Origin of the sequence: Phenylobacterium sp. (assembly GCF_030698145.1) — a bacterium.
GTDB lineage: Bacteria > Pseudomonadota > Alphaproteobacteria > Caulobacterales > Caulobacteraceae > Phenylobacterium.
Genome location: NZ_JAUYNW010000109.1, coordinates 13256 through 34054, shown reverse-complemented (window position 1 = coordinate 34054; position 20799 = coordinate 13256). Strand labels below are relative to the sequence as shown.

25 protein-coding genes and 1 tRNA gene are annotated in these 20799 nt (G+C 67.1%); 5 read left to right on the top strand and 21 right to left on the bottom strand.

The features are described 5' to 3' along the window. Positions 1–139: 139 nt before the first annotated feature. From Q8Q77_RS16680 to Q8Q77_RS16625, 12 genes are all read right to left on the bottom strand, one after another. Positions 140–691, bottom strand: a complete 552-nt coding sequence (locus tag Q8Q77_RS16680; protein WP_305584777.1) for a hypothetical protein — start codon at positions 689–691, stop codon at positions 140–142. 49 nt (positions 692–740) lie between these two features. Continuing rightward, positions 741–890 carry a hypothetical protein gene (locus Q8Q77_RS16675; protein ID WP_305584776.1) on the bottom strand — a complete coding sequence of 50 codons (150 nt, stop codon included), beginning with the start codon at positions 888–890 and terminating at the stop codon, positions 741–743. Positions 891–1087: 197 nt separating this feature from the next. Beyond that, positions 1088–1522 carry a hypothetical protein gene (locus Q8Q77_RS16670; RefSeq protein ID WP_305584775.1) on the bottom strand — a complete coding sequence of 145 codons (435 nt, stop codon included), beginning with the start codon at positions 1520–1522 and terminating at the stop codon, positions 1088–1090. A 90-nt stretch (positions 1523–1612) separates the two neighbouring features. Continuing rightward, positions 1613–2824: a phage tail tube protein gene (locus tag Q8Q77_RS16665; RefSeq protein ID WP_305584774.1), complete on the bottom strand. Its 1212-nt coding sequence runs from the start codon at positions 2822–2824 to the stop codon at positions 1613–1615. Between the two features lie 90 nt (positions 2825–2914). Further along, positions 2915–3319 carry a phage tail terminator-like protein gene (locus Q8Q77_RS16660; RefSeq protein WP_305584773.1) on the bottom strand — a complete coding sequence of 135 codons (405 nt, stop codon included), beginning with the start codon at positions 3317–3319 and terminating at the stop codon, positions 2915–2917. 182 nt (positions 3320–3501) lie between these two features. Continuing rightward, positions 3502–3810, bottom strand: coding sequence for a hypothetical protein (locus tag Q8Q77_RS16655; RefSeq protein ID WP_305584772.1), 309 nt, complete (start codon positions 3808–3810; stop codon positions 3502–3504). Continuing rightward, positions 3810–4367 carry a hypothetical protein gene (locus Q8Q77_RS16650; RefSeq protein WP_305584771.1) on the bottom strand — a complete coding sequence of 186 codons (558 nt, stop codon included), beginning with the start codon at positions 4365–4367 and terminating at the stop codon, positions 3810–3812. The genes Q8Q77_RS16655 and Q8Q77_RS16650 overlap by 1 nt, the downstream gene beginning before the upstream one ends. A gap of 46 nt (positions 4368–4413) precedes the next feature. Next, positions 4414–5217: a hypothetical protein gene (locus tag Q8Q77_RS16645; protein ID WP_305584770.1), complete on the bottom strand. Its 804-nt coding sequence runs from the start codon at positions 5215–5217 to the stop codon at positions 4414–4416. Further along, on the bottom strand, positions 5217–6026 hold the full coding sequence (locus tag Q8Q77_RS16640; protein ID WP_305584769.1) for a hypothetical protein: 810 nt from the start codon (positions 6024–6026) through the stop codon (positions 5217–5219). The genes Q8Q77_RS16645 and Q8Q77_RS16640 overlap by 1 nt, the downstream gene beginning before the upstream one ends. Positions 6027–6029: 3 nt before the next feature. Then, the gene (locus tag Q8Q77_RS16635; protein WP_305584768.1) at positions 6030–6839 is read right to left on the bottom strand and encodes a hypothetical protein; all 810 of its coding nucleotides are present in this window, start codon (positions 6837–6839) and stop codon (positions 6030–6032) included. 4 nt (positions 6840–6843) lie between these two features. Then, a complete protein-coding gene (locus tag Q8Q77_RS16630; RefSeq protein ID WP_305584767.1) occupies positions 6844–7272 on the bottom strand; it encodes a hypothetical protein in 429 nt (142 codons plus the stop codon). Between the two features lie 451 nt (positions 7273–7723). Then, positions 7724–7798, bottom strand: a tRNA-Lys gene (locus tag Q8Q77_RS16625). Positions 7799–7917: 119 nt separating this feature from the next. Here Q8Q77_RS16625 and Q8Q77_RS16620 point away from each other — a divergent pair. Further along, positions 7918–8502 carry a hypothetical protein gene (locus tag Q8Q77_RS16620; RefSeq protein ID WP_305584766.1) on the top strand — a complete coding sequence of 195 codons (585 nt, stop codon included), beginning with the start codon at positions 7918–7920 and terminating at the stop codon, positions 8500–8502. Here the strand turns inward: Q8Q77_RS16620 and tgt are convergent. Both tgt and queA read right to left on the bottom strand, forming a co-directional pair. After that, positions 8487–9602: a tRNA guanosine(34) transglycosylase Tgt gene (gene tgt / locus Q8Q77_RS16615; protein WP_305584765.1), complete on the bottom strand. Its 1116-nt coding sequence runs from the start codon at positions 9600–9602 to the stop codon at positions 8487–8489. The genes Q8Q77_RS16620 and tgt overlap by 16 nt on opposite strands. Then, positions 9602–10678, bottom strand: a complete 1077-nt coding sequence (queA, locus tag Q8Q77_RS16610) for a tRNA preQ1(34) S-adenosylmethionine ribosyltransferase-isomerase QueA (RefSeq protein ID WP_305584764.1) — start codon at positions 10676–10678, stop codon at positions 9602–9604. Before queA ends, tgt begins: the two co-directional genes overlap by 1 nt. A gap of 70 nt (positions 10679–10748) precedes the next feature. On the opposite strand from queA, the gene Q8Q77_RS16605 reads away from it, so the two are divergent. Beyond that, the gene (locus tag Q8Q77_RS16605) at positions 10749–11681 is read left to right on the top strand and encodes an endonuclease/exonuclease/phosphatase family protein (protein ID WP_305584763.1); all 933 of its coding nucleotides are present in this window, start codon (positions 10749–10751) and stop codon (positions 11679–11681) included. A gap of 13 nt (positions 11682–11694) precedes the next feature. Next, positions 11695–12627, top strand: coding sequence for an endonuclease/exonuclease/phosphatase family protein (locus Q8Q77_RS16600; protein WP_305584762.1), 933 nt, complete (start codon positions 11695–11697; stop codon positions 12625–12627). Here Q8Q77_RS16600 and Q8Q77_RS16595 read toward each other — a convergent pair. The 6 genes from Q8Q77_RS16595 to gyrA all read right to left on the bottom strand — a co-directional run bounded on the left by Q8Q77_RS16595 (position 12613) and on the right by gyrA (position 18318). Further along, on the bottom strand, positions 12613–13074 hold the full coding sequence (locus Q8Q77_RS16595) for a hypothetical protein (protein WP_305584761.1): 462 nt from the start codon (positions 13072–13074) through the stop codon (positions 12613–12615). The two genes, Q8Q77_RS16600 and Q8Q77_RS16595, sit on opposite strands and share 15 nt — an antisense overlap. Before the next feature lie 280 nt (positions 13075–13354). Beyond that, positions 13355–13816, bottom strand: coding sequence for a peptidylprolyl isomerase (locus Q8Q77_RS16590; protein ID WP_305584760.1), 462 nt, complete (start codon positions 13814–13816; stop codon positions 13355–13357). Beyond that, the gene (locus Q8Q77_RS16585; RefSeq protein ID WP_305584759.1) at positions 13816–14697 is read right to left on the bottom strand and encodes a peptidylprolyl isomerase; all 882 of its coding nucleotides are present in this window, start codon (positions 14695–14697) and stop codon (positions 13816–13818) included. The genes Q8Q77_RS16590 and Q8Q77_RS16585 overlap by 1 nt, the downstream gene beginning before the upstream one ends. 48 nt (positions 14698–14745) lie before the next feature. Continuing rightward, positions 14746–15237, bottom strand: a complete 492-nt coding sequence (coaD, locus tag Q8Q77_RS16580; RefSeq protein WP_305584758.1) for a pantetheine-phosphate adenylyltransferase — start codon at positions 15235–15237, stop codon at positions 14746–14748. A 108-nt stretch (positions 15238–15345) separates the two neighbouring features. Further along, positions 15346–15642 (bottom strand): cupin domain-containing protein, encoded by a 297-nt coding sequence (locus Q8Q77_RS16575; RefSeq protein WP_305584757.1) that lies wholly within the window; start codon positions 15640–15642, stop codon positions 15346–15348. Positions 15643–15645: 3 nt separating this feature from the next. Beyond that, positions 15646–18318: a DNA gyrase subunit A gene (gyrA, locus tag Q8Q77_RS16570; RefSeq protein WP_371130469.1), complete on the bottom strand. Its 2673-nt coding sequence runs from the start codon at positions 18316–18318 to the stop codon at positions 15646–15648. Positions 18319–18530: 212 nt separating this feature from the next. Here gyrA and Q8Q77_RS16565 point away from each other — a divergent pair, with 212 nt between their 5' ends. After that, positions 18531–19058, top strand: coding sequence for a superoxide dismutase family protein (locus tag Q8Q77_RS16565; RefSeq protein WP_371130468.1), 528 nt, complete (start codon positions 18531–18533; stop codon positions 19056–19058). A 44-nt stretch (positions 19059–19102) separates the two neighbouring features. Continuing rightward, complete coding sequence (locus tag Q8Q77_RS16560; RefSeq protein WP_305584755.1) at positions 19103–20155, top strand: 2OG-Fe(II) oxygenase; 1053 nt, start codon at positions 19103–19105, stop codon at positions 20153–20155. A 7-nt stretch (positions 20156–20162) separates the two neighbouring features. On the opposite strand, the gene ssb is transcribed toward Q8Q77_RS16560, so the two are convergent. Continuing rightward, positions 20163–20675, bottom strand: a complete 513-nt coding sequence (ssb, locus tag Q8Q77_RS16555) for a single-stranded DNA-binding protein (protein WP_305584754.1) — start codon at positions 20673–20675, stop codon at positions 20163–20165. Between the last annotated feature and the right edge of the window lie 124 nt (positions 20676–20799).

Below are 20799 nucleotides of genomic sequence, written 5' to 3'. Positions count from 1 at the left end.
GCGACCGCCCGGCACGAACGGCTCGATCCGCGCCCACTGATCGTCCCGAAGAACCTCGCCTTCCAACACACCCTCCAAAGAGAAGCGTTGAATCAGAACAGCGCCAGTCAGGGAATCCTAAATCGTCACTACCGCCTAGCTAGAAGTTCACTGGAGGCGTTGGCGGTTTGCGATCCGCGAGCCGTCGGGCGATGAAGTCTACGCTGGAACGCTGCAGGTTCCGCTCTGAGTATCTCTTCAGTTGCAGCTGGCCGTCTGCAAAGCACCATGCCCTGGTTGTCTGGTCGAAAGTTGCTCCAAATTTGTTCTGGAGTGTGCTGTTTTCGGCAGTGCACGGCGCGCCATACTTCGCCTCGAAGGCCGCTCCGATAGTCGCCAATCCTGACGGTAGGAATGCCGTCTTATATGTCACCAAACCAACGTCGTCGAACGACACGAACTCGCCGTACATCTCATAGCCGGCGATGCCACTGCGAGCGATCTTCGCCGTTGTGGAGCAGGTCTGTATTGGTATGCCGTTGAAATTCGACGGGTAACAGCGCTCCACCAGCTTCGCCTGCAGAGCTTCCTGAAGTGTCAGCTTTGTATTGAGCTGCTTGAACTCGAACGGCTGCAACGACTCCTGCGCGATCGCGCCCGACGTCCAACCCAATGCCGCCACCGCCACAGCTGCCGCCAATGAAACCCGCATACGTTACATCTCCGACTGCGCGCCAAGGTAGCGTTTCGGAGGGCGGTGTCTATCCCCGCGCGTCCTGCCTCGCCAACTGCGCGTCGACGAACGCCGCGTCGATGGCCAGGATCGCTCGGCGTTCCCAGCGGTCCAGCGATACGCCTTCGTCCTCCTCCCACGCCCGGATGTCGCCGCGGGTGAGGCGGCAGATCGACATGCCGTTATTGGCGCGGGTTTGGTGGAGGTCCCGGAAGTAGCCCCACAGGTGGGCCGCGAGCGGCGGCGGCTGTGGGGCGTTTTCCAGGCGGTAGGTCGACTCGACGTCGCCTTGGGCGGCCAGGCTCTCCAGGTGGACCCGGAGCGGATGGCCGTCGTCTTGCTGCGCGTCGAGTTCGAACGTCTCGGCGGCGAACCCTATGAGATCGACGACGAGGGCTTCATAAAATTCGCCATATCGTTGGACCGTTCCAGGACCTGACTGGCGATGTCCTGGTTGGAGCGGCAGAGCGCCAGGGCGAGCTCGGGGGAAAAGGTCTCCTTGATCCCGCGCCAGCCGACCACGCGTACGGCGGCCAGGCGCTGGCCGAACTCGACATCGTTCTCGACCGAGGTGTAGGTCTCGGTGTTGCGGCTGGTCTTGGCCTGGGCGGCCTGCACGGCCTCCTTGCGGCGCCGCTCGTTGATCAGGCGGTTGGCCTCGTCTTGCACGATCTTGGACTGGCCGCCCAGGACCGAGAAGAAGACGCCCGACGTCTCACCGTCCGGCTGGAGATATTCGAACTCGAACGCTCCTTCGCTGGCCTTGCGGGCGTCGAGGTCGGCGAGGGAGAGGTTTGCGATCTTGGTCATGATCATTTGCTTTCGGAAAAAGCAGCCCGGCGCGACCGGGCGGTAAAGTTGGGTGACGAAGACAGGACTCAGCGGCCCCCACGCGGCGGATTAGGCGGCGCTGTCTTGGATCGAGATGATTGTCTGGTCATTGGCCAGGGCCGTCCCGCCGGCGCCGTTGATGGCGGCGGTGAACGAGTAGGTCCGGATGATTTCTTTCTCGCCGTCATCGGCGCCATCGCTGAGAATCTTGACGTTGCTTAGCGAGAACGCGACGAAATCCGACGCCGGCATGCTGTTGGCGGCTGCGACCAGGATCAAGTGAGCCGGCGCTTGGCTGTTGAACAAGTCCTGGAGGGTGGTGGAGCTGAACTTGGCGGTGAAGGAGCCTGTGACCGCAACGCGACCGCGCTGGTGATCGGAAATGGCGTTGGAGCCCATTTCGGCCTCACCGGCCTGGATGTTGCCGGTAATCTGGAGCTGCGCTCCCGTGACGCTGGTGACGGCGCCCCCGATGATCACCTTGCCCGCTACCGCCGAGAGGATCGACGTACCCGTCTCAGGCGTCGGCGAGGTCATCACCTCGGCTGCACCGGTGGTCCGGCCAAGGCCCGGCATGTCGAAATTGACCGTGGCGATGCCGGTGGCGGGCAGCGCGACGTCGGCCATCGCCACCTTCACGTCAGTATAGAGCTCCGACTTGACGAGATCGGCGAACCATTGTTCGACCGAGAAATAGTCGTTGGTGTGGCCCGAGGTGGGAACTCGGGTTTTCTTGCCGACCACGGTGACCGTGCAACCCGTGATCGGGCCTTCACTCATCAGAGCCACACCGTTGAGCGGGACGACGGTCATGGCCGTGCCGGAACTGATGGCCGTGACAATGAGGTTCTTGGAAATGTTGGCGCCGTTCAGCGCACCAACCGACAAGCGGACTACATCGCCCGCCTTGACGCCATCGGTGAGCCAGGAGCCGGCGGAGCGTTGAACGGTCCAGGCAGGAGCCCCGCCGCTGATCGTGATGCCGACGGCGGTCATCGCCGCGGTGGCGGCCATGTCCTTGCGAAGCAGGGCGGCCCAGAAGTTGGCGTAGGTGCCAGGGGATATCTCGCAGTTCAGCTTGCCCGAAGTCTTGCCGATCCCGGCGGTGGCGCCGGTCGATTGCTGGTGGCTGGCGATTTCGTTGGACGAATAGGTGTCACGGTCGAGGTTGAATGTGGCGGTGAGCCGGCGGACCAGCGCGCTCCCGGTCGAGCCCGGAGCACCCAGCGCCGTCTGCTTGACGGCCTTGAGCTGCTTGGCGATACCTTGTGCGACAGGCATGGGAAGTCTCTCCGATCAATTGATGGGTTGGAATCGTTGAAATGACGGACCGGAGGTTCGGCCGTCGTCGGACAGGCGCTGAATGCGCCGTCAGATCAGGTCGTTGGCGTAGAAGCGGACCCGCACGATGCGAACCATCCGGTCGCCTTCGGTGGGTGCGGTGACGATCGCCGGCGTCGTCTCGACGATCGTTTGGACCTCGCCATAGGTCAGCGTGCTGCCGCGCGGGAAAGCAGCTCGGATAGCGATAGCGCGCTCTTCAGCGGCGGCCGGACCGACGCCTGTGGGGTAACGCAGCGTCACTTGCATGACTCCGCCCTGGCGGTAGGCGGCGCTGCTGTCGTTGTTCTCAGGGTCGGCGAAGGCAATGCTCATGCTCTGGTAGGGCATGCCGCTCGCTGGCGTGAACGCGACATCTTCCCAGGCGGTGGCGATGGGCGGCATGATCGCGTCGAGCGCAATCTGCAGCGAGGCGCGGATAGCGTCGATGCTCATAGTACCGGCTCCACGGTGACTTCATTGGACGCGGTGATCCGCATATTTCCGTAGTGCGCCTCGGTCTGAAGGGCGTTGGTCCCCCGCGCCCAAGCTGCGGGACTCTGTTCGCCGACCTGAAAGAAAGGCCCAAAGGGACGCGAGGCGGTCGCCGGCGCACGTTCGTCGTTGCGGGTCACGATTTACCGCTCGGCGCAGACGATGCGAAAGCTGCGATCCTCGACCCGGCCGCCGGCGGTCATGATCCGGCAGGAAACGACATAGGTTTGACCCGCCGTTCCACCGGAAAGCCAGATCCGGGTGGTGGTGGTGGTGCGGTCGTCGCTGTCCTTGGTGATGCCGGCGGCCACGGTCCAGGTCGCGGCGGAAATGGTATCGCCGTTCAACCAGCTGTCGCCGATGGCGTCCCAGTTGAGCTGATAATCGAGAACCGCGTTCGGATCCTTGGCGATCCATGGGCCGGCGGCGTCGTATTTGAATGTTGTCGCCATTAGATTGTCACCAGGGTTCGGGTTTCACCCCGCACTGCGAGGCTTCGGTCTTCAGCAGCGATCGAGTGCGTGCGCAGCTCGTCGCTGATCGAGAACGTGCGTTGCTCACTCATGATGGGCAGGATCCGCGGCTCCCGCAGGATCGGAAGGATGCGGGCGTCAGGCGTGGCGACGGGCGTCGAATGGCCGGACGCGACGCCAACCGCGGCGGCCACGCCCTGCGCCGCGCCAACGGAACCCGATCCGGCGAGAGCGCTCTGCCCGTAAGCCGCAGCTGTGCCATCGGCCGCGCCGAGCGCCGAGGCGACCGCTGAGGCTAGGCCGACGCCAGATGCTAGGCTTCCCGAGCTTGCCGTCGATGACGCGGTGGCGAAGCCATTCGCTCCGACCGCGGCCACGCCGGCGGACGCCCCGACCGCGCTGACGACCCCCGAAGAGGCGGGCGTCAGGCCGTAGAAGTCGGTGATCGGAAGACCGAGCTCTCCCCCGGCCGCCCAAAGCTTGTTGTTGACTGACCACGTGGACGTGACCCGCGAATAGGCGTCGCGGTAGAACAACGTGGACTTGAAGGGGGCCCTGCCGCGTCCGGTGACTGCCATACCCTCAACCGTGGGTTTCGATCAGGTGGCCGGAGATCGTGCTATTGGACGTGGCCTCGGGGATCATGATGAAGGACAGAACGCTGTTGTCGTAGATCTGCGGCAGCCCGAGTGAAATCGCATCGGCCGCGTTCGGCGTGTTACTCGTCGTGATGTCCAGTAAGGCGATCGGGCGGTATGCAACGAGCGCGATGGTCCCCGAAATCCAGGAAACCGAGAGCGTGAGCGACTGCACCGAGCGCACGCCCACATCGCCGTCCTGAAGCTCAATGGGATAGAATGCACCGACGGGTGGGGAGTTGGCGGTCGGATAGATGTTGGCGCCGATACGGTCCGAGACTCCTGCCGAGTTGGTGTATTCGACGGTGATGAGCGGCGCGGCCGCGCCGCAGGCGGTTATCACCTCCAAGCCCAGCAGCACGCCCTCGCCGAGGGTCGCTGCGTTCTTGTCGCGCATGGGCCACGCCGGGCTGACGATGGCTTGAGCGGTTGTGGCGGTGATGGCGTAACCGCCATTGTGCCAGAGGCGGTCGATCAGCATGAGGGCGCAAGGCTGGATTACCTGCGCCTCGAACCGGGCCAGGTAGGCGTTACCCGACGCCGGGTTGTGGCGATCCAACTGCCCGACGACCGGCGCAATCAGGGTGTCGCCATTCAGCGTGGCGGACGTAGCCCCGGCGATGGGCAGGCCGGCGGCTCGCCACGAACTGTGCGGTCGCCCGCTGACCATTGTTCCGGTCGTTCCCTTAGCGAATGGCTCGGGCTTCTGCATGCCCGAGATCGCAAGGTCGAGGGTCGTGATGGCCATTACCCGTGCGCCTCAATGATCTGCCCGAAGACGTTCACACCGCTGTTCGCGAGCGGGATGGTGGTCAGGAAATAGACGGTCCCGTCATAGATGCGCGGAAGGCCCAGGCGCATCGCGTCGTAGGTCACCGGCTGATGGCTTCCGGTGATCGCGGCGTGGACCAGCGGGCGATAGGCCACGAGGCTCAGGGCGCCGCTCGTCCAAGAACCCGAGAGTTGGATGCTCTGGACGGAGCGCACGCCCGCGTCGCCGTCTTGAAGCTCGACTACATAGAAGGTGCCCGCTGGGGATGAGCCGCTAGCCGAGACCTTGTTGGTCCCGGTTCGCCCCGCGACCCCAGCTGAGTTCGTGTAACTGACCGTGATGGTTGGACCGCCAGCGCCCATGACGGACTGGATTTCCACCGCCAGCATGAAGCCTTTGCCCAGCGTCGCGCCGTCCTCGTCACGAGCGGGCCAGGTCGGACTAGCGATGGATTGCACGGCGGTGGACGTGACCGATAGGCCTGAGTTCTGCCAGATACGATCGGCGAGCGTCACCTGACCAACCTGCCCAGCGTGGCAAACGAACCGCGCCAGATAGGCATTTCCCGAGACCGGGTCGCGACGCATGAGTTCGCCGCGAACTGGGCTGACAAGGGTCTCGCCGCCAACGCCGCCAGCCGGAGCCGCTGCATCTCCCGAAATGCTGTTGATCGCCCGCCACCACGAATAGGCCCGGCCGACGACGTTGGTGCCACTTAGGCCCTTCGCATAGTAGGTGGGCGGTTGGAGGCCCGCGATGATACTGTCCAGGGTGGTGATCGCCATAGGCTACCCGTGAGTTTCAGTGAGGAGAGCCATGAGCCGGAAGGCCGTCGAGGAGTTGGGAAGAAGCATCAGGAAGAGCACGCTTCCGTCGAAAATCCTGGGCAGCCCTCCGGTCAGCGGATCGATGCTTCCGACGGCCGGAACGTCGATGGCGGCGAGGACACGATATGCCGCAAGATTGATTGTTCCCGAGGTCCAGCTCGTTGAAAGCGTGATGCTTTCCACGGACTTCACGCCTTCATCGTCTGCTTGCAGACCGAAGGGGTAGAAGGCCCCCGGAACCGCCGCCGAGGTCGTGCCGTGCACGAGCGTCCCGGTACGAGCAGCGACGCTGGCCGTGTTCGTGTAGCTGATGCTGACGACCGGCGAGCCAGCGCCGGTGATAGCGCTAACCTCAAGGCCGACTATAACCCCCCGCCCGAGGGTCGCGCCGTCCATGTCGCGGGCAGGCCATACCGGCGTCGCGATTGCCTGCGCCGTCGTGATGGCGGGGTTGACGCCCCCATTGTGCCAGAGACGGTCGCATACGAGCACAAGCCCGCCGACGCTGGACCGCACGACCGTGCGCGCCAGGCGGGCCTCCCCCGACACAGGGTCGCTTCGGGAAATCATTCCCTGGACGTTCCCGGCCGAACTATCCAGGACGACGCCGTTGAGCGTCGTATCGAAGAGGCCCGAGCCAGGGCTGCCGTCGAGGCCCCATAGCGACTGGTGTCGACCGGCGATGATGGTCGAGATTGGAGGCGGACCCTTATAGACGTAACTGGCTGGTCGCCCCCCCGCCATCATGCCGTCGATGGTCGTGATCGCCATGGGCCTAGTCTTCCGAAATGGCGGTCGCGGTCGTCAGCATGGGCTGGACGCCGTTGCTGATCGCGATAGTGGGATTGATCGCGCCCTTGTAGAGCACCTTCGTCGCGCCGGACGCCGCAACGCCGACAGCGAAATGGGTCGCGGTCTCTGAACCGCCGGTGGCCATTGGGAACGAAATGTCTGCGACCGGCGACACGGAGCTGAGCGCAACCGCCCAACCACCGGCGGTACGGGCCACCGCGGCACGCGCGTAGGGGGTGTAGCCGCATTCGCTTGTCGCCTCGGTTCCGGCCTCGCCTGGATCGGCCGTGTGGAGCGAGACATAGAGACTGGTCAGCGGCGCGCTCGTGGCGTTGTCAGCCAGGTTGGCGATGGCGGTCGCGTTGAAGACCAGCTTCAGCAGGTCGTTCTCAAAGGTGTTGCCCTTGGACATATCTCATCTTCCCATTGTGAGGCCGAGGCCGCGCCAGGGCGGCGACTGGAAGCGCGGGCGCCAAGCGCGAAAGTTCGCGGCTGCAGTCGCCCAATAACTCAAGTGACCAGAGGTCTTCGCCGTTTCGACCTGAATCGATCTCGATCAAGCTGGCGGCGCGCTGCCGCAGGCCCGCAGGATGGCGGCTGACCGGAGTCACGAGCCATCCAGCACGCAACCGGCTCCGCGATCAGCCAAGTCGCCGCGGTTCGGGAAGGACAATCGATGTCGGAGAAGATCGGTCGTCTGCGGGGCCTTAGGCCCAAGGCGCAAACTTCACATCTGGGGAATTGATGCGCCAATTCGTGCCATTTTGCAAGGATTTTCGCCACTAATGTGGCTTGGCGCCTCAAAGCCCCACGCTTTGTCCCCGGAGAGCGGGGCGGCATCCAAACCCTTCAATGAGTGAGGATGGTAGGCCGGGTGAGGTTCGAACTCACGACCATTCGATTAAAAGTCGAATGCTCTACCACTGAGCTACCGGCCCTTGGCGCGGCGCGTTTGGGGCGCCGGGCGAAGCGGCGCGGACCTTAGGCGGGCGTCCGCGCCGGAGCAAGGCCGGGTCGAGACCTTTCCTTCAGCGTAGGGCTCGGACTAGACTTGGCCATGCGCGCGGCCGTCGCCCTCCTGCCCCTTCTCGCCCTGATCGGCGCCTGCACCACCACGCGGGCCGACGGCTCACCCGAGATCCAGACGACCTCGCAGGCAAGGCGCGAGAGCATGGGCGGCGCGGTCGCCTCACCGCTGCGTGACGTCAACCTGCTGCGCACCAAGATCCCGCCCGTGCTACTGCAGGCCCTGGCCGATCCCTATCAGCGCCCGGAGCGGGCGACCTGCGACGAACTGGCGGCCCTGATTATCCCTTTGAACGCCGCGCTCGGTGACGACCTGGACGAGCCCGACGCCGACAATCTGAGCGTCATGTTCCGCGGCCGCGACACGGCGCTTGGCCTGGTGGCGGGCGCGGCGTCCGACATCATCCCGTTTCGAAGCTGGGTGCGGAAGCTGAGCGGCGCCGAACGGCACGACCAACTGGTGGCCGGGGCGATCACCGCGGGCGGAGTGCGGCGCGCCTATCTGAAGGGTCTGGGCGAATCGAAGGGCTGCCGCCCACCGGCGACGCCGTCGCACATCCTGACCGGCTCGGCGGTGCCCAGCCAGGAGGTCAAACCCCGCTATCCGATCCGCTGACGGGCCTTGAACTCGCGGCGGAAGGCCTCGAATCGGCCCTCGGCGATCGCAACTCGCATGGCCGCCATCAGGGCCTGGAAGTGGGCGATGTTGTGCCAGGAGAGCAGCACCTGGCCCAGGATCTCCTGCGACTTCACCAGGTGGTGCAGATAGGCCTTGGAATAGTGGCTTGAGGCCGGGCAGTCGCTGGTCTCGTCCAGCGGGGTGTCGTCCTCGGCGAACCGGGCGTTCTTCAGGTTGACCGAGCCTTCCCAGGTCCAGGCCTGGCCGTGGCGGCCCGAACGGGTGGGCAGGACGCAGTCGAACATGTCGACCCCACGGGCGACCGCCTCCACCAGGTCGATGGGCTTGCCCACCCCCATCAGGTAGCGCGGCCGGTCGGCGGGCAGCATGGCCGGTGCATAGTCCAGCACCTCGCACATGGCGCCGTGGCCCTCGCCGACCGCCAAGCCGCCCAGGGCGTAGCCGTCATAGCCGGTCTCGATCAGCCGCTCCGCCGACTCCTTGCGCAGGTGCTCGAAGGTGGAGCCCTGCTGGATGCCGAACAGGGCCTGGTGCTCACGCTCGCCGAAGGCGGCCTTGGAGCGCGCGCCCCAGCGGGCCGACAGGCGCATGGCCTCGGCCGCGCGGCCCTCTTCCGCCGGCCACGCCACGCATTCGTCGAGTTGCATGACGATGTCGGAACCCAGCAAGTCGGCTTGGATCTCGATCGAGCGTTCCGGGGTCAGGATGTGGCGCGACCCGTCGATATGGCTCTGGAAAGCCACCGACTCTTCGGTGACCTTGGCGATCTTCGAGAGGCTCATCACCTGGAAGCCGCCGGAGTCAGTCAGGATCGGCCTGTCCCACCGCATGAACCGGTGCAGCCCGCCCAGCCGCGCCACCCGCTCGGCGGTGGGGCGCAGCATCAGGTGGTAGGTGTTGCCCAGGATGATATCGGCTCCGGTCTGGGCGACCTGGTCGACGGTCATCGCCTTGACGGTGGCGGCCGTGCCCACGGGCATGAAGGCCGGGGTGCGGATGTCGCCGCGCGAGGTCTTGAGCACCCCGGTGCGGGCGGCGCCCTCGGTGGCGGCGATCTCGAGGCGAAAGGCGGCCATCAGGCGGCGCTCCAGAGCAGGCTCGCGTCGCCGTAGGAATAGAACCGGTAGCCGGTCGCGATGGCGTGGGCGTAGGCGCGCTTCATGGTCTCCTGCCCGGCGAAGGCGCTGACCAGCATGAACAGGGTCGATTTGGGCAGGTGGAAGTTGGTCATCAGGCCGTCGGCGGCGCGGAACCGGTAGCCCGGGGTGATGAAGATGGCGGTCTCGGCGGCGAAGGGGGCGATCACCCCGTCCTCGCCGGTGGCGCTCTCGATCAGCCGCAGGGAGGTGGTGCCGACACAGACGATGCGCCCGCCCGCGGCCTTGGCGGCGTTCAGCGCCTGGGCCGTCTCGGCGTCGACCTCGCCATACTCGGCGTGCATCCGGTGGTCGGCGAGGTTTTCGGTCTTCACCGGCAGGAAGGTGCCGGCCCCCACGTGCAGGGTCACGAACCGCAGGCCCACCGCCATGGCCGACAGCCGCGCCATCAGCTCCGGCGTGAAATGCAGCCCCGCGGTGGGCGCCGCGACGGAGCCTTCCTCATCGGCGTAGATCGTCTGGTAGTCGGCGCGGTCGCGATCGTCCTCGCCCCGCTTGGCGGCGATATAGGGCGGCAACGGCATGGCGCCGCGTTCGGCGATGACGGCGTCCAGATCAGGACCCATGAGGTCGAAGCTGAGCGTCACCTCCCCGCCCTCACCTTTCTCGGTGAGGGTGGCGTCCAAGGCGCCGAGATAGCAGGCGCGGTCATGCATGGACCCAAAATGCACCCGATCGCCGGGAGAGAGCCGCTTGCCGGGCCGCATGAAGGCCGTCCAGCGCGACGGCGAGAGCCTGCGGTGCAGGGTGGCCTCGACGGCGATATCGGAGCCCTCGCGGGTGCGGCGGCCCTTGAGCCGCGCAGGGATCACCTTCGTGTCGTTGAACACCAGCACGTCGCCGGCCCGCAGTTGGCCCGGCAGGTCGGCGACCGTGAGATCGGCGAACGCCTCGCTCGGACGCACCAGCAGCAGGCGCGCAGAGTCGCGCGGGCTGGCCGGCCGCAGGGCGATGCGGTCCTCGGGCAGGTCGAAATCGAAGTCGGCAAGCTGCATGGGCGGGCTTGAAGGCCATGGGCGGGCTCACGCGTCAAGCACGGCTCTATGCTAGGTGGGAGCCATGGGCTTGCTTCGAATCGTCGCGACCGGCCTCGGCGTGGTCTGCGCCCTAGGCGCCGTCCTGGCCCAGGGCGGCCGCTGGAGCGGCGCCCTGGACGTGCTCGCCCACTTCGCGCCGCTCTATCTGGCCGGCGCGGTCGTGGTCCTAGTGACGGCCCTGATCACCCCCCAGCGGCTAGGTAGCACGGGCCTGGCGCTGATGGGCGGGCTCGCGGCGGTAGGATCGCTGCTGCTGATCGTTCCCGAGCTGCTGCGGCCGGCCTCCCCCGGCGCGCCGGCCGACGCCCCGCGCCGACTTAAGGTCATCCAGTTCAACGCCGAGCACGACAACGCCAATATCGCCACGACCGCCCGCTGGATAGCCGCCGAGGACCCCGACGTCCTGGTTCTGGAGGACGGCACGCCAGCGCTGCAGGCCGCCATCCAACGGCGGCTGCGCCGCACGGTGCTGTGCGGCCTGACCTGCAATGTCAGGATCTTCAGCCGAGCGACGCCGGTTAGGGTCGAGCGTCCCCGCCGCGGCCGCTACGGCCAGGGTCCCGCCATCGCCATCGCCCATTTCGGCACGGGCGACGGCGGCTACACGGTCGTCGGGGTGCACTATGTCTGGCCGACCAAATTCGTCACCCACGCCGAGAACACCCGGCGGATGCTGCAGATCGTCGATCCCCTGCCCCGTGGTCGGTTGATCCTGGCCGGCGACTTCAATTCCAGCCCCTGGTCCTTCGCGCGACGCCGCGAGGACGCCCTGCTGCGGGTGGAGCGGCGAACGCGGGCCATGTTCTCCTGGCCCGCCAACGGCCTGGGCGTACCCTTCCTGCCCATCGACCACGTCTATGCCGGACCCGACTGGAAGACGGTCAGCATCGCGCGGGGCCCGCGCCTCGGCTCCGACCACTATCCGATCGTGGCGGTCTTCGCCCTCGGCCCGAAGACCTGAGCCCGTGGAGTTCGTGCGCACGCCGCTTACCGGACTGGCCATGGTCGCGGGCATGATCTGCGCCGGCGCCGCGCTCGCCGCCCATGGCGGGCGCTGGAGCCCGCGGCTGGACGTCTTCACCCACTTCGCCCCCATCTGGCTGGCGGGCGGCTTGGCCGTGGCGCTCTACGCCTTGGCTCTTGGCGAGCCGGGATCGCGGCGCGGCTTGATCGCGTTGGGCGTAACAGCCGCCGCCCTCGCGGCCCTGCTGATCGCACCGGAGTTCCGGCGCCCGCGCGGCGCGGCGGCGGCGGCTGACGCCCCGGGTCAGATCAAGCTGATCCAGTTCAACGCCTGGCGCGACAACGCCGACCTCGCCCCGGTCCTCGACTGGCTGGCCGCCCAGGACGCCGACATTATCGTGCTGCAGGAGGCCGAACGCTTGCGCGATCCGTTGGTCCGCCGCACCGGCTATCACCTGGCGTTCGGATCGGAGAGCGTGGCGATCCTCAGCAAAACCCGGCCCATCGCGGCGGGGATCGACCTGCCGCCCGACCGGCCCGCGCGGCCGCCGCTGGTCCGGGCGACCTTCGAAGGCCCCGGCGCGCCGTTCACGGTGGTCGCCACCCACTATGCCTGGCCGATCTATGGCGGGTTCCAGGAAGCCCAGGGCCGGGTGGTCGGCGAGCTTCTGGCGCAGTTCCCCAGCGCGGGCCTGATCCTCAGCGGCGATTTCAACTCCACGCCCTGGTCGTTCGCCCGGCGGCGCGAAGACAGGCTATTTGGCCTCGAGCGGCGGACACGCGCGCTGTTCAGCTGGCCGGCCGGCGCCTACTTCCCCCTGCTGCCCGTCGATCATGTCTATGCCGGCAGGGGCTGGCGCACCGTTTCGGTGACGCGGGGACCGGCCATCGGCTCCGACCATTTCCCGGTGGTGGTGATCCTGGCGGCCTCAGTCGAGCCCTGAGCGCGCCTCGCGCAGGGCGTCGCGCAGCCGCGCCGCGTCGGCCTCGAACCGCGACCGCATCTTCGCCTCGCGCGCATCCAGAGCCGAGCGGGCCGCATCGAGCTCGCTCATGGCCGCGTTGCGCCGATCGGCCAGGGTCGCAAGCCTGTCTTCCAGCGCCGCCACCTTGCGCAGGGCGGCCTGGGACGGCGCCTTGGGCTTGGCGGGCCTGGGCTTGGCCAGGACGGCCAGCGCGGCCTTTGAATCTGCGGGCCTGCGCAGCACCTCGCCGGGCTGGGCGCTGGCGGCCTTCACCAGCGTCGGATCGTCGGTTTCCCGCGCGCCGCCGGTCTTGAACAGGTCCTGTTGCGCGCCCCAGGCGGCGAGCGCCTTCACCCGCGAGCTGGCGGCGACCACATAGTCGGTAAGGCCATCAGATGTGACGAAGACCTTGAGCCGCGCGGCCACCGGACGCTCCTAGTTCACCGACGCGAGCTCCCGCGAGAGGTTGGCCCGCGCCTGGGGCTCCAGCTCCTTGGCGAAGCCTGGATCGGGGAAGATAACCGCCGCCTTGGGAAACCGTTGCAGGACCCGCGCGCGGCCGGCGCGCCACTTGCCGATCGTGGCTACAAGACTCTCGACTAACCCGCGGCCAGACAGCGAAGCCTATCGAGCAGCGCCAGGCGGTGCTCGATGTGCCGGCGCGAGCGCCGGCCAGGCTCGCCATAGGCCCTTTCGAGCTGCGGCGTCACGCGTCGGCCGCAACCTTCATCGAGACGATCTTGCCGGGGTTGCGGGGCGGCTCGCCCTTGGGCAGGCCGTCGATCAGGTCCATGCCGTCGGTGACCTCGCCCCAGACGGTGTACTGGCCGTCCAGGAAGCCCGCGTCGTCGAAGCAGATGAAGAACTGGCTGTTGGCCGAGTTGGGCTGGTTGGTCCGCGCCATCGAGCAGACGCCGCGCACGTGCGGCTCGCGCGAGAATTCAGCCTTCAGATTCGGTTTGTCCGAGCCGCTGGTGCCGGTCCCGGTGGGATCGCCGCCCTGGGCCATGAAGCCTGGAATCACCCGGTGGAAGACCACGCCGTCATAGAAGCCCTCGCGGGCCAGTTCCTTGATGCGATCCACGTGGCCGGGGGCCAGGTCGGGACGAAGCTTGATCGTCACCGGGCCGCCATCCAGCGTCATGATTATCGTGTTTTCCGGGTCCATCACTTCACCTCCGAGGGAATTCTGATCGCGCATGCCGTGAAATCGGCTCCCTTTGCGGCGCGGACGCTCTCGATCTCGCCCTTGAACCAGGCGCTGTTGGGATCGATCACACGCACCGAGGGGCGCTCGGCGGCCGGGATATCGGCCAGGACGCGCACCTTGTCCATGGTGTCCTGCGGTTCGACCACCGGCTCGCCCACCTTGATGGAGCGCACGGCTTCCAGCCCCGAGATCACCCGACCCCAGGCGGTGTAGCGCTTCTCGAGCGACGGATAGGCCTGGCGCATGAAGAAGAACTGGCTGTTGGCGCTGTCGTTCTCCTCGCCGCGGGCCATGCCGGCCACGCCGGGACAATAGAGCGCCCAGGCCGAAATCTTGCCGTCGGCGGTCATGGCCATCAGCATGGCGCTCTGGCTCATGATCGGCAGGGACTTCAGGAAGCCCACCTGGCTCACCGTCTGATCGGCGGCCAGGACCATCGGGGTCGTCGGGCCCCGCCGGAACAGGAACTCCTGGGCGATGTCGGGCTTGTCCGAGCCGCCGGTCCCGGTGTCCAGCGGATCGCCGGTCTGGGCCATGAACTGGTCGATCACTCGGAAGAACTTGCGACCGTCATAGAGCCCCGAGCGCGCCAGTTCGCGGATGCGCACCACGTGGTTGGGCGCGGCCTCCGGGATCATCTCGACGACGATCCGGCCCTTGCTGGTGTCGATAACCAGCACGTCCTCGGGGTTGGGCGCACGCCAGTCGGAGGCCTTGGGGTCTCCCGGCGCAGCGGCGGCGGCGGCGGGGAGCGGAGCGGCCTTGCCCTTGGCGGGCGCGGCGGCGGCGGGCGCGGCCATCGCAAGGACGGCGGCGGCAAGTAGGGCGGTTCGGATCATGGTTTCACTCGTAACGGGCCGTGGTCGAGACCGCCAGCCCGTCGGCGTCTAGGCGCCGACCTTGGCTAGGAGCGCGTCGCGCACCCGCGGGCTGGTGAACTTGGTGACGTCGCCGCCGAGCTGGGCGATCTCCTTCACCAGCTTGGATGAGATCGCCTGGTGCCGGGGGTCAGCCATCAGGAACACTGTCTCGATCTCACGCTCGAGCTGCTGGTTCATGGCGGTCATCTGGAATTCGTATTCAAAGTCGGCCACGGCGCGCAGGCCGCGCACGATCATCGAGGCGCCGAGGTCGCGGGCGAAATGGATCAGCAGCCCCTCGAAGGGCTGCACGACGATCTCGGCGCGGTCGTTGAGGTGTTCGGTCTCGCTCCTCAGGATCGCGACGCGCTCCTCAAGGGTGAACAGCGGGCCCTTGCCGGCATTGATGGCCACGCCGATCACCAGCTTGTCCACGAGCTTCACCGCCCGCCCGATGATATCGGTGTGGCCATTGTGGATCGGGTCGAACGTTCCCGGATAGAGCCCCACACGCGTCATTCAGACGTCCCCCCTATTGCGGTGCAGCGTGGATTTCACCGGCGGGGGGGCCGAAAGCAAGCCATAAGTTTCCGCCGACCGCGCGGCGCCGTGGCTTCAAAGGCGTACTCAAGCCTCGAAGATGACCAGGACGCCATGGCTGCCGGGCGCCACCGCATGGGCGACGCCGGGCTCGACCACATAGACCTCGCCGGTCCGTACGGCGACGAGTTCCCCGGCGACGCTCAGCAGCATCTCACCCTCTAGAACCAGCAGGCCCTCGCGATAGTCGTGGGTCTCGCCCGGATAAGCGGACCCGTCCATGCGCGAGACCCGCAGCCTGGCTTGCCCGATCTCCGCCACCACGCTCGAGCGCCACGCCTCGGGCAGACCCTTCGCCACGCGCGCCAGGTCGATCAGGGCCATGGCCTATTCCGCCGGTGCGTCGTCCGCGCCGGCATCAGCCTCCGTCTCGGTGTCGTCGCTGCCTTGGTCGGCCAGACGCTCCACCGACACCACGTGCTCGTCAGGCGCTGTGCGGAAGATGGTCACGCCAGACGTGTTGCGACCGACCATGCGGACTTGGCTGACCGGGGTGCGGATCAGCTGACCCTGGTCGGTTACCAGCAGGATCTCGTCGAACTGCTCCACCGGGAAGGAGGCGGCGAGCTTGCCACCCTTCTTGGTCAGGTCCTGGGCGAGCAGCCCCTGCCCACCCCGGCCGGTGCGGCGGAATTCGTAGGCCGAGGTGCGCTTTCCGAAGCCCTCGGTGGAGACGGTGAGGATCACCTCCTCGGCCCCGCCCAGCTCAGCGATGCGTTCGGGGCTGAGCGCCGTCAGATCGCCGTCGGCCTCGTCGTCGTCGGGCGCGGCGGCCTCCTCGACCTCGGCGCCGTCCTCGCCCGCGGCGCGGCGCATGGCGTTGGAATGCTTCACATAGGCTGCGCGTTCGGCGGGCGTGGCCGTGACCGAGCGCAGGATGGCCATGGAGATGACGCTGTCGCCATCGGCCAGGCGGATGCCGCGCACGCCGGTCGAATCGCGGCCCGCGAACACGCGCACCTCCTCGGTGGCGAAGCGGATGCAGCGGCCGAGCGCTGTGGTCAGCAGGATGTCGTTCTGCGCGGCGTTGCACAGGCCCACGCCGATGATCGAGTCGCCGTCATCCAGCTTCATGGCGATCTTGCCGTTGCGCTTGATGCCCTGGAAGTCGCTCAGCTTGTTGCGTCGCACGCCGCCCGACCGGGTGGAGAACATGACGTCGTACTGATCCCAGCTCGCCTCGTCCTCGGGCAGCGGCAGGATCGAGGTGATCGTCTCGCCTGGCTCGATGGGCAACAGGTTGACGAAGGCCTTGCCGCGCGAGGTGGGCGTGCCGACAGGCAGGCGCCAGACCTTGAGCTGGTAGACCTTGCCCCCCGACGAGAAGAACAGCATCGGCGTGTGGGTCGAGGCCGAGAACACGCGGGTGACCGCATCCTCGTCCTTGGTGGACATGCCCGAGCGGCCTTTGCCGCCGCGATGCTGGGTCCGGTAGGTGGTGAGCGGGGTGCGCTTCACATAGCCGCCGTGGGTGACGGTGATGACCATCTCCTCGCGGGCGATCAGGTCCTCGTCCTCGACATCGGCGTCGCCGTCGACGATCTCGGTGCGGCGCGGGACGGCGAAGGCGTCGCGCACCGCGGTCAGCTCCTCGCGGACGATCGCCATCACGTTCTCGCGCGACGACAGGGTGGTCAGGTGGCCCTGGATGGCGCCGGCCAGCTCGCTGGCTTCGCCGAAGATCTCGTCACGGCCGAGACCGGTCAGGCGCGACAGGGTGAGCGCCAGAATGGCGCGGGCCTGTTCCTCGGTCAGTCGGATCAGGTCGGAGTCAATGACCAGGGTTCGCGGGTCGGCGATCAGCTCGACCAGGGGCAGCATGTCGCCCGCCGGCCAGTCCTTGGCCACCAGGCGTTCGCGCGCCTCGGCCGGGTCCTTGGAGGAGCGGATGATGTGGATGAACTCGTCGATATTGGCCACGGCGATGGCCAGGCCGACCAGGACGTGGCCGCGGTCGCGGGCCTTGCCGAGCTCGAACTTCACCCGCCGGACGACCACTTCCTCGCGGAAGTCGACGAAGGCCACGACCATGTCGCGCAGGTTCATCTCGCGCGGCCGTCCACGGTCCAGCGCCAGCATGTTGACCGCGAACGAACTCTGCAGCGGGGTGAAGCGGTAGAGCTGGTTCAGCACCACGTCCGGGGACGCGTCGCGCTTCATCTCGATGACCACGCGCATGCCGTCGCGGTCGCTCTCGTCGCGCAGGTCGGAGATGCCGTCGATGCGCTTCTCACGCACCAGTTCGGCGATCCGTTCGACCATGGCGGCCTTGTTCACCTGATACGGAATCTGGGTGATGACGATGGCGTCGCGGTCCTTGCGGATCTCCTCGATCGCCGCCTTGCCGCGCATGATCACCGAGCCGCGGCCGGTCATCAGGGCGTTGCGCGCGCCGGTCCGCCCGATGATCTCGCCGCCGGTCGGGAAGTCCGGCCCGGGCACGATGTCCAGCAGGGTCTCGAGGCTCACCGCCGGATCGTCCACATAGGCCAGGCAGGCGTCGACGATCTCGCCCAGATTGTGCGGCGGGATATTGGTGGCCATGCCGACGGCGATGCCGCCCGCGCCGTTGACCAGCAGGTTGGGAATGCGCGATGGCAGGACCACGGGCTCCTGCTCGGAGCCGTCGTAGTTCTCCTTGAAGTCGACCGTGTCCTTGTCCAAGTCAGCCACGATCATCATCGCGGCCTTGGTCATGCGGCTTTCGGTGTAGCGCATGGCCGCGGGCGGATCGTTGTCCACCGAGCCGAAATTGCCCTGACCATCGATCAGCAGCAGGCTCATCGAGAACGGCTGGGCCATCCGGACCATGGTGAAGTAGATCGAGGCGTCGCCGTGCGGATGGTACTTACCCATCACATCCCCGACCACGCGCGCGGACTTAACATACGACCGGTCGGGCGTATGGCCCTGCTCGTTCATCGAGAACAGGATGCGGCGGTGCACGGGCTTCAGACCGTCGCGCGCGTCCGGCAGGGCGCGGCTGACGATGACGCTCATGGCGTAGTCGAGGTAAGAGCGCTTCAGCTCATCTTCGATGGCGATAGGGGCGATGCCCCCGCGCCGCCCGTCATCCGGCGGGGTATGGGTTTCGTCGGTCAAGGAGAGGATTTAGCCGTTTAGAATCGGACACAAAGCAGGGTTAAGTAGTTATCATCCGCAGGCCCCGAAGGCCAACTTCCGTCAGCGCCTCAACCCAGGTCGAACGCCCCATGAGATATGCCCTCGCCGCCGCGATAGCCACCCTTTTCGCAAGTGCGGCATCAGCCACCGATGCGCCACCCAACATCCGGATCGAATTGAAGAATTCGGCGGGCGCAAGCGTCGGTTCGGCGACCCTGACCCAGGCCCCGAACGGGCTGCTGGCGCGGATCGAGCTGAAAGGCGCCCCTCCAGGCTGGCACGGGCTGCATTTCCACGAGAAGGGCGACTGCTCTAAGGCCGACTTCACCTCGGCCGGCGGCCACGTGCACGGCAAGCCGACCATGGTCCACGGCCTGCTGAACCCCGACGCCAACGAGGCGGGCGACCTGCCCAATGTCTTCGTCGCCGCCGACGGTTCGGGCCAGGCCGAGGTGTTCTCGACCTATGTGTCCCTAGCTTCAGCGGGCGGCCGCGAAGCGCTGGGCGACAAGGACGGCTCGGCCCTGGTCATCCACGCCAACCCCGACGACCACAAGGTCCAACCGATCGGCGGCGCCGGGCCGCGCATCGCTTGCGGCGTCATTCCGGCCGGCTGAAGCGGCGCCTTGCGCGCTGATGGTCAAGGTTCCAACCTTGGCCCATGACGATCACCATCGGCGCCCTGGCGCCGCGCTTCGCCGGCGCCACCCCCAGCAACCCCCAGTTCGCCCCCGGGGCGTTCGGCGGGCGCTATGTGCTGCTGGCGTTCCTGCCTCGGCGCGGCCCGGAGGAACAGGCCGCGCTCGCGGCGCTGGCGGCGCATCGACGGCTGTTCGACGACACCAGGATCTCGGCGTTCGGCGTGCTGCGCGATCCCGCCGCCGTGAAGCTGGCCCGCGACCAGGTGGGCCTTCGCTGGCTGCTGGACCCTGACGAGGCCGTCAGCCGGCTGTTCTGCGACCTCGACGGCCAGGGCCAAGTCACGCCCCAATGGGTGCTGCTCGATCCCAACGAGGTGATCCTAGCCCGCGCCGGGCTTAACGAGACCGAGGCCTTCTTCGACGCCGTGCGCGCCCTCCCCGACCCCGCCGACCATGCCGGCGCACCGCTCACCGCTCCGGTGCTGTTGGTCCCGCGGGTATTCGAGCCGGACCTCTGCCGCCGGCTGATCGCGCTCTATGAGCGGGAGGGCGGCCAGCCCTCGGGCGTCGCGCGGGAGATCGACGGCCGGACCGTCAATGTCGTGGACGGTTTCAAGAGCCGGCGCGACGCGGTCATCCAGGACGAAGGCCTGAAACACGAGCTCAATACGCGCCTGAGCGAGCGCCTGGCGCCACTGGTGCGCAAGGCCTTCCAGTACCGGGCGAGCCGCATCGAACGCTATATCGTCGCCTGCTACGACGCCGCGGAGGACGGCCGCTTCCTGCCGCACCGGGACGACACCACGCCCGCCACGGCCCATCGCCGTTTCGCCTGCTCGATCAACCTGAACGCCGAGGATTTCGAGGGCGGCGATCTCCGGTTCCCCGAGTTCGGCCCCCGCACCTATCGCCCGCCGACCGGTGGGGCGGTGGTGTTCTCCTGCTCGCTGCTGCACGAGGCGACGCCGGTCACGGCGGGCCGGCGCTACGCCTTCCTGCCGTTCCTGTATGACGATGCCGCCGAGGCCGTTCGGAGCGCTTATCTGCGACAGGCGTCCGAAGCCGACACCTAGGCCTTCCCTAGAACGGGATCTCGTCGTCTAGGTCGGCCGAGAAGTCCTCGCGCGGACCCGAGGCCGGCTTGCGCTGGCCGCCTCCGAAACCGCCGCCGCCGCCGCCGCCGTTTCCACCGGCGTAGTCACCGCCGCCATAGCCGCCGGCGCTCGCGCCCTCGGCGTCGCCGCGGCCGTCGAGCATGGTCAGCTCACCGCGGAACTTCTGCAGGACCACCTCGGTGGAGAACTTCTCCACGCCCGATTGGTCAGTCCATTTGCGGGTCTGGATCGAGCCCTCGAGATAGATCTTGGAACCCTTGCGCAGATACTGCTCGGCGACCTTCACGAGGTTGTCGTTGAAGATCACCACCCGGTGCCACTCGGTCTTTTCCTTGCGTTCGCCCGAGGACTTGTCGCGCCAGGTCTCGGAGGTCGCGACCCGCAGATTGGCCACGCGATCGCCCGAGGTGAGGCTGCGGATTTCGGGGTCGGCGCCCAGATTGCCGACCAGAATGACCTTGTTGACGCTGCCCGCCATGTGAGTGTCCCTTGCTTTCCGTGCTTGCGCGCTCGCGCTCAGCTCCGACGCTAGCGGACGGCGATCCGCGGATCAAGCTAATGTTCCGCCTTTGTTCCCACCTTGCGGGCCTTCGTCCACAGAT

What these genes read in the sequence shown, in the direction of transcription:
- Q8Q77_RS16680 (WP_305584777.1), bottom strand. Translation starts at nt 691, where the DNA reads ATGCGGGTTTCATTGGCGGCAGCTGTGGCGGTGGCGGCATTGGGTTGG.
- Q8Q77_RS16675 (WP_305584776.1), bottom strand. Translation starts at nt 890, where the DNA reads ATGTCGATCTGCCGCCTCACCCGCGGCGACATCCGGGCGTGGGAGGAG.
- Q8Q77_RS16670 (WP_305584775.1), bottom strand. Translation starts at nt 1,522, where the DNA reads ATGACCAAGATCGCAAACCTCTCCCTCGCCGACCTCGACGCCCGCAAG.
- Q8Q77_RS16665 (WP_305584774.1), bottom strand. Translation starts at nt 2,824, where the DNA reads ATGCCTGTCGCACAAGGTATCGCCAAGCAGCTCAAGGCCGTCAAGCAG.
- Q8Q77_RS16660 (WP_305584773.1), bottom strand. Translation starts at nt 3,319, where the DNA reads ATGAGCATCGACGCTATCCGCGCCTCGCTGCAGATTGCGCTCGACGCG.
- Q8Q77_RS16655 (WP_305584772.1), bottom strand. Translation starts at nt 3,810, where the DNA reads ATGGCGACAACATTCAAATACGACGCCGCCGGCCCATGGATCGCCAAG.
- Q8Q77_RS16645 (WP_305584770.1), bottom strand. Translation starts at nt 5,217, where the DNA reads ATGGCCATCACGACCCTCGACCTTGCGATCTCGGGCATGCAGAAGCCC.
- Q8Q77_RS16640 (WP_305584769.1), bottom strand. Translation starts at nt 6,026, where the DNA reads ATGGCGATCACCACCCTGGACAGTATCATCGCGGGCCTCCAACCGCCC.
- Q8Q77_RS16635 (WP_305584768.1), bottom strand. Translation starts at nt 6,839, where the DNA reads ATGGCGATCACGACCATCGACGGCATGATGGCGGGGGGGCGACCAGCC.
- Q8Q77_RS16630 (WP_305584767.1), bottom strand. Translation starts at nt 7,272, where the DNA reads ATGTCCAAGGGCAACACCTTTGAGAACGACCTGCTGAAGCTGGTCTTC.
- Q8Q77_RS16620 (WP_305584766.1), top strand. Translation starts at nt 7,918, where the DNA reads ATGCGCGCGGCCGTCGCCCTCCTGCCCCTTCTCGCCCTGATCGGCGCC.
- tgt (WP_305584765.1), bottom strand. Translation starts at nt 9,602, where the DNA reads ATGGCCGCCTTTCGCCTCGAGATCGCCGCCACCGAGGGCGCCGCCCGC.
- queA (WP_305584764.1), bottom strand. Translation starts at nt 10,678, where the DNA reads ATGCAGCTTGCCGACTTCGATTTCGACCTGCCCGAGGACCGCATCGCC.
- Q8Q77_RS16590 (WP_305584760.1), bottom strand. Translation starts at nt 13,816, where the DNA reads ATGGACCCGGAAAACACGATAATCATGACGCTGGATGGCGGCCCGGTG.
- Q8Q77_RS16585 (WP_305584759.1), bottom strand. Translation starts at nt 14,697, where the DNA reads ATGATCCGAACCGCCCTACTTGCCGCCGCCGTCCTTGCGATGGCCGCG.
- coaD (WP_305584758.1), bottom strand. Translation starts at nt 15,237, where the DNA reads ATGACGCGTGTGGGGCTCTATCCGGGAACGTTCGACCCGATCCACAAT.
- Q8Q77_RS16575 (WP_305584757.1), bottom strand. Translation starts at nt 15,642, where the DNA reads ATGGCCCTGATCGACCTGGCGCGCGTGGCGAAGGGTCTGCCCGAGGCG.
- gyrA (WP_371130469.1), bottom strand. Translation starts at nt 18,318, where the DNA reads ATGAGCGTCATCGTCAGCCGCGCCCTGCCGGACGCGCGCGACGGTCTG.
- Q8Q77_RS16565 (WP_371130468.1), top strand. Translation starts at nt 18,531, where the DNA reads ATGAGATATGCCCTCGCCGCCGCGATAGCCACCCTTTTCGCAAGTGCG.
- Q8Q77_RS16560 (WP_305584755.1), top strand. Translation starts at nt 19,103, where the DNA reads ATGACGATCACCATCGGCGCCCTGGCGCCGCGCTTCGCCGGCGCCACC.
- ssb (WP_305584754.1), bottom strand. Translation starts at nt 20,675, where the DNA reads ATGGCGGGCAGCGTCAACAAGGTCATTCTGGTCGGCAATCTGGGCGCC.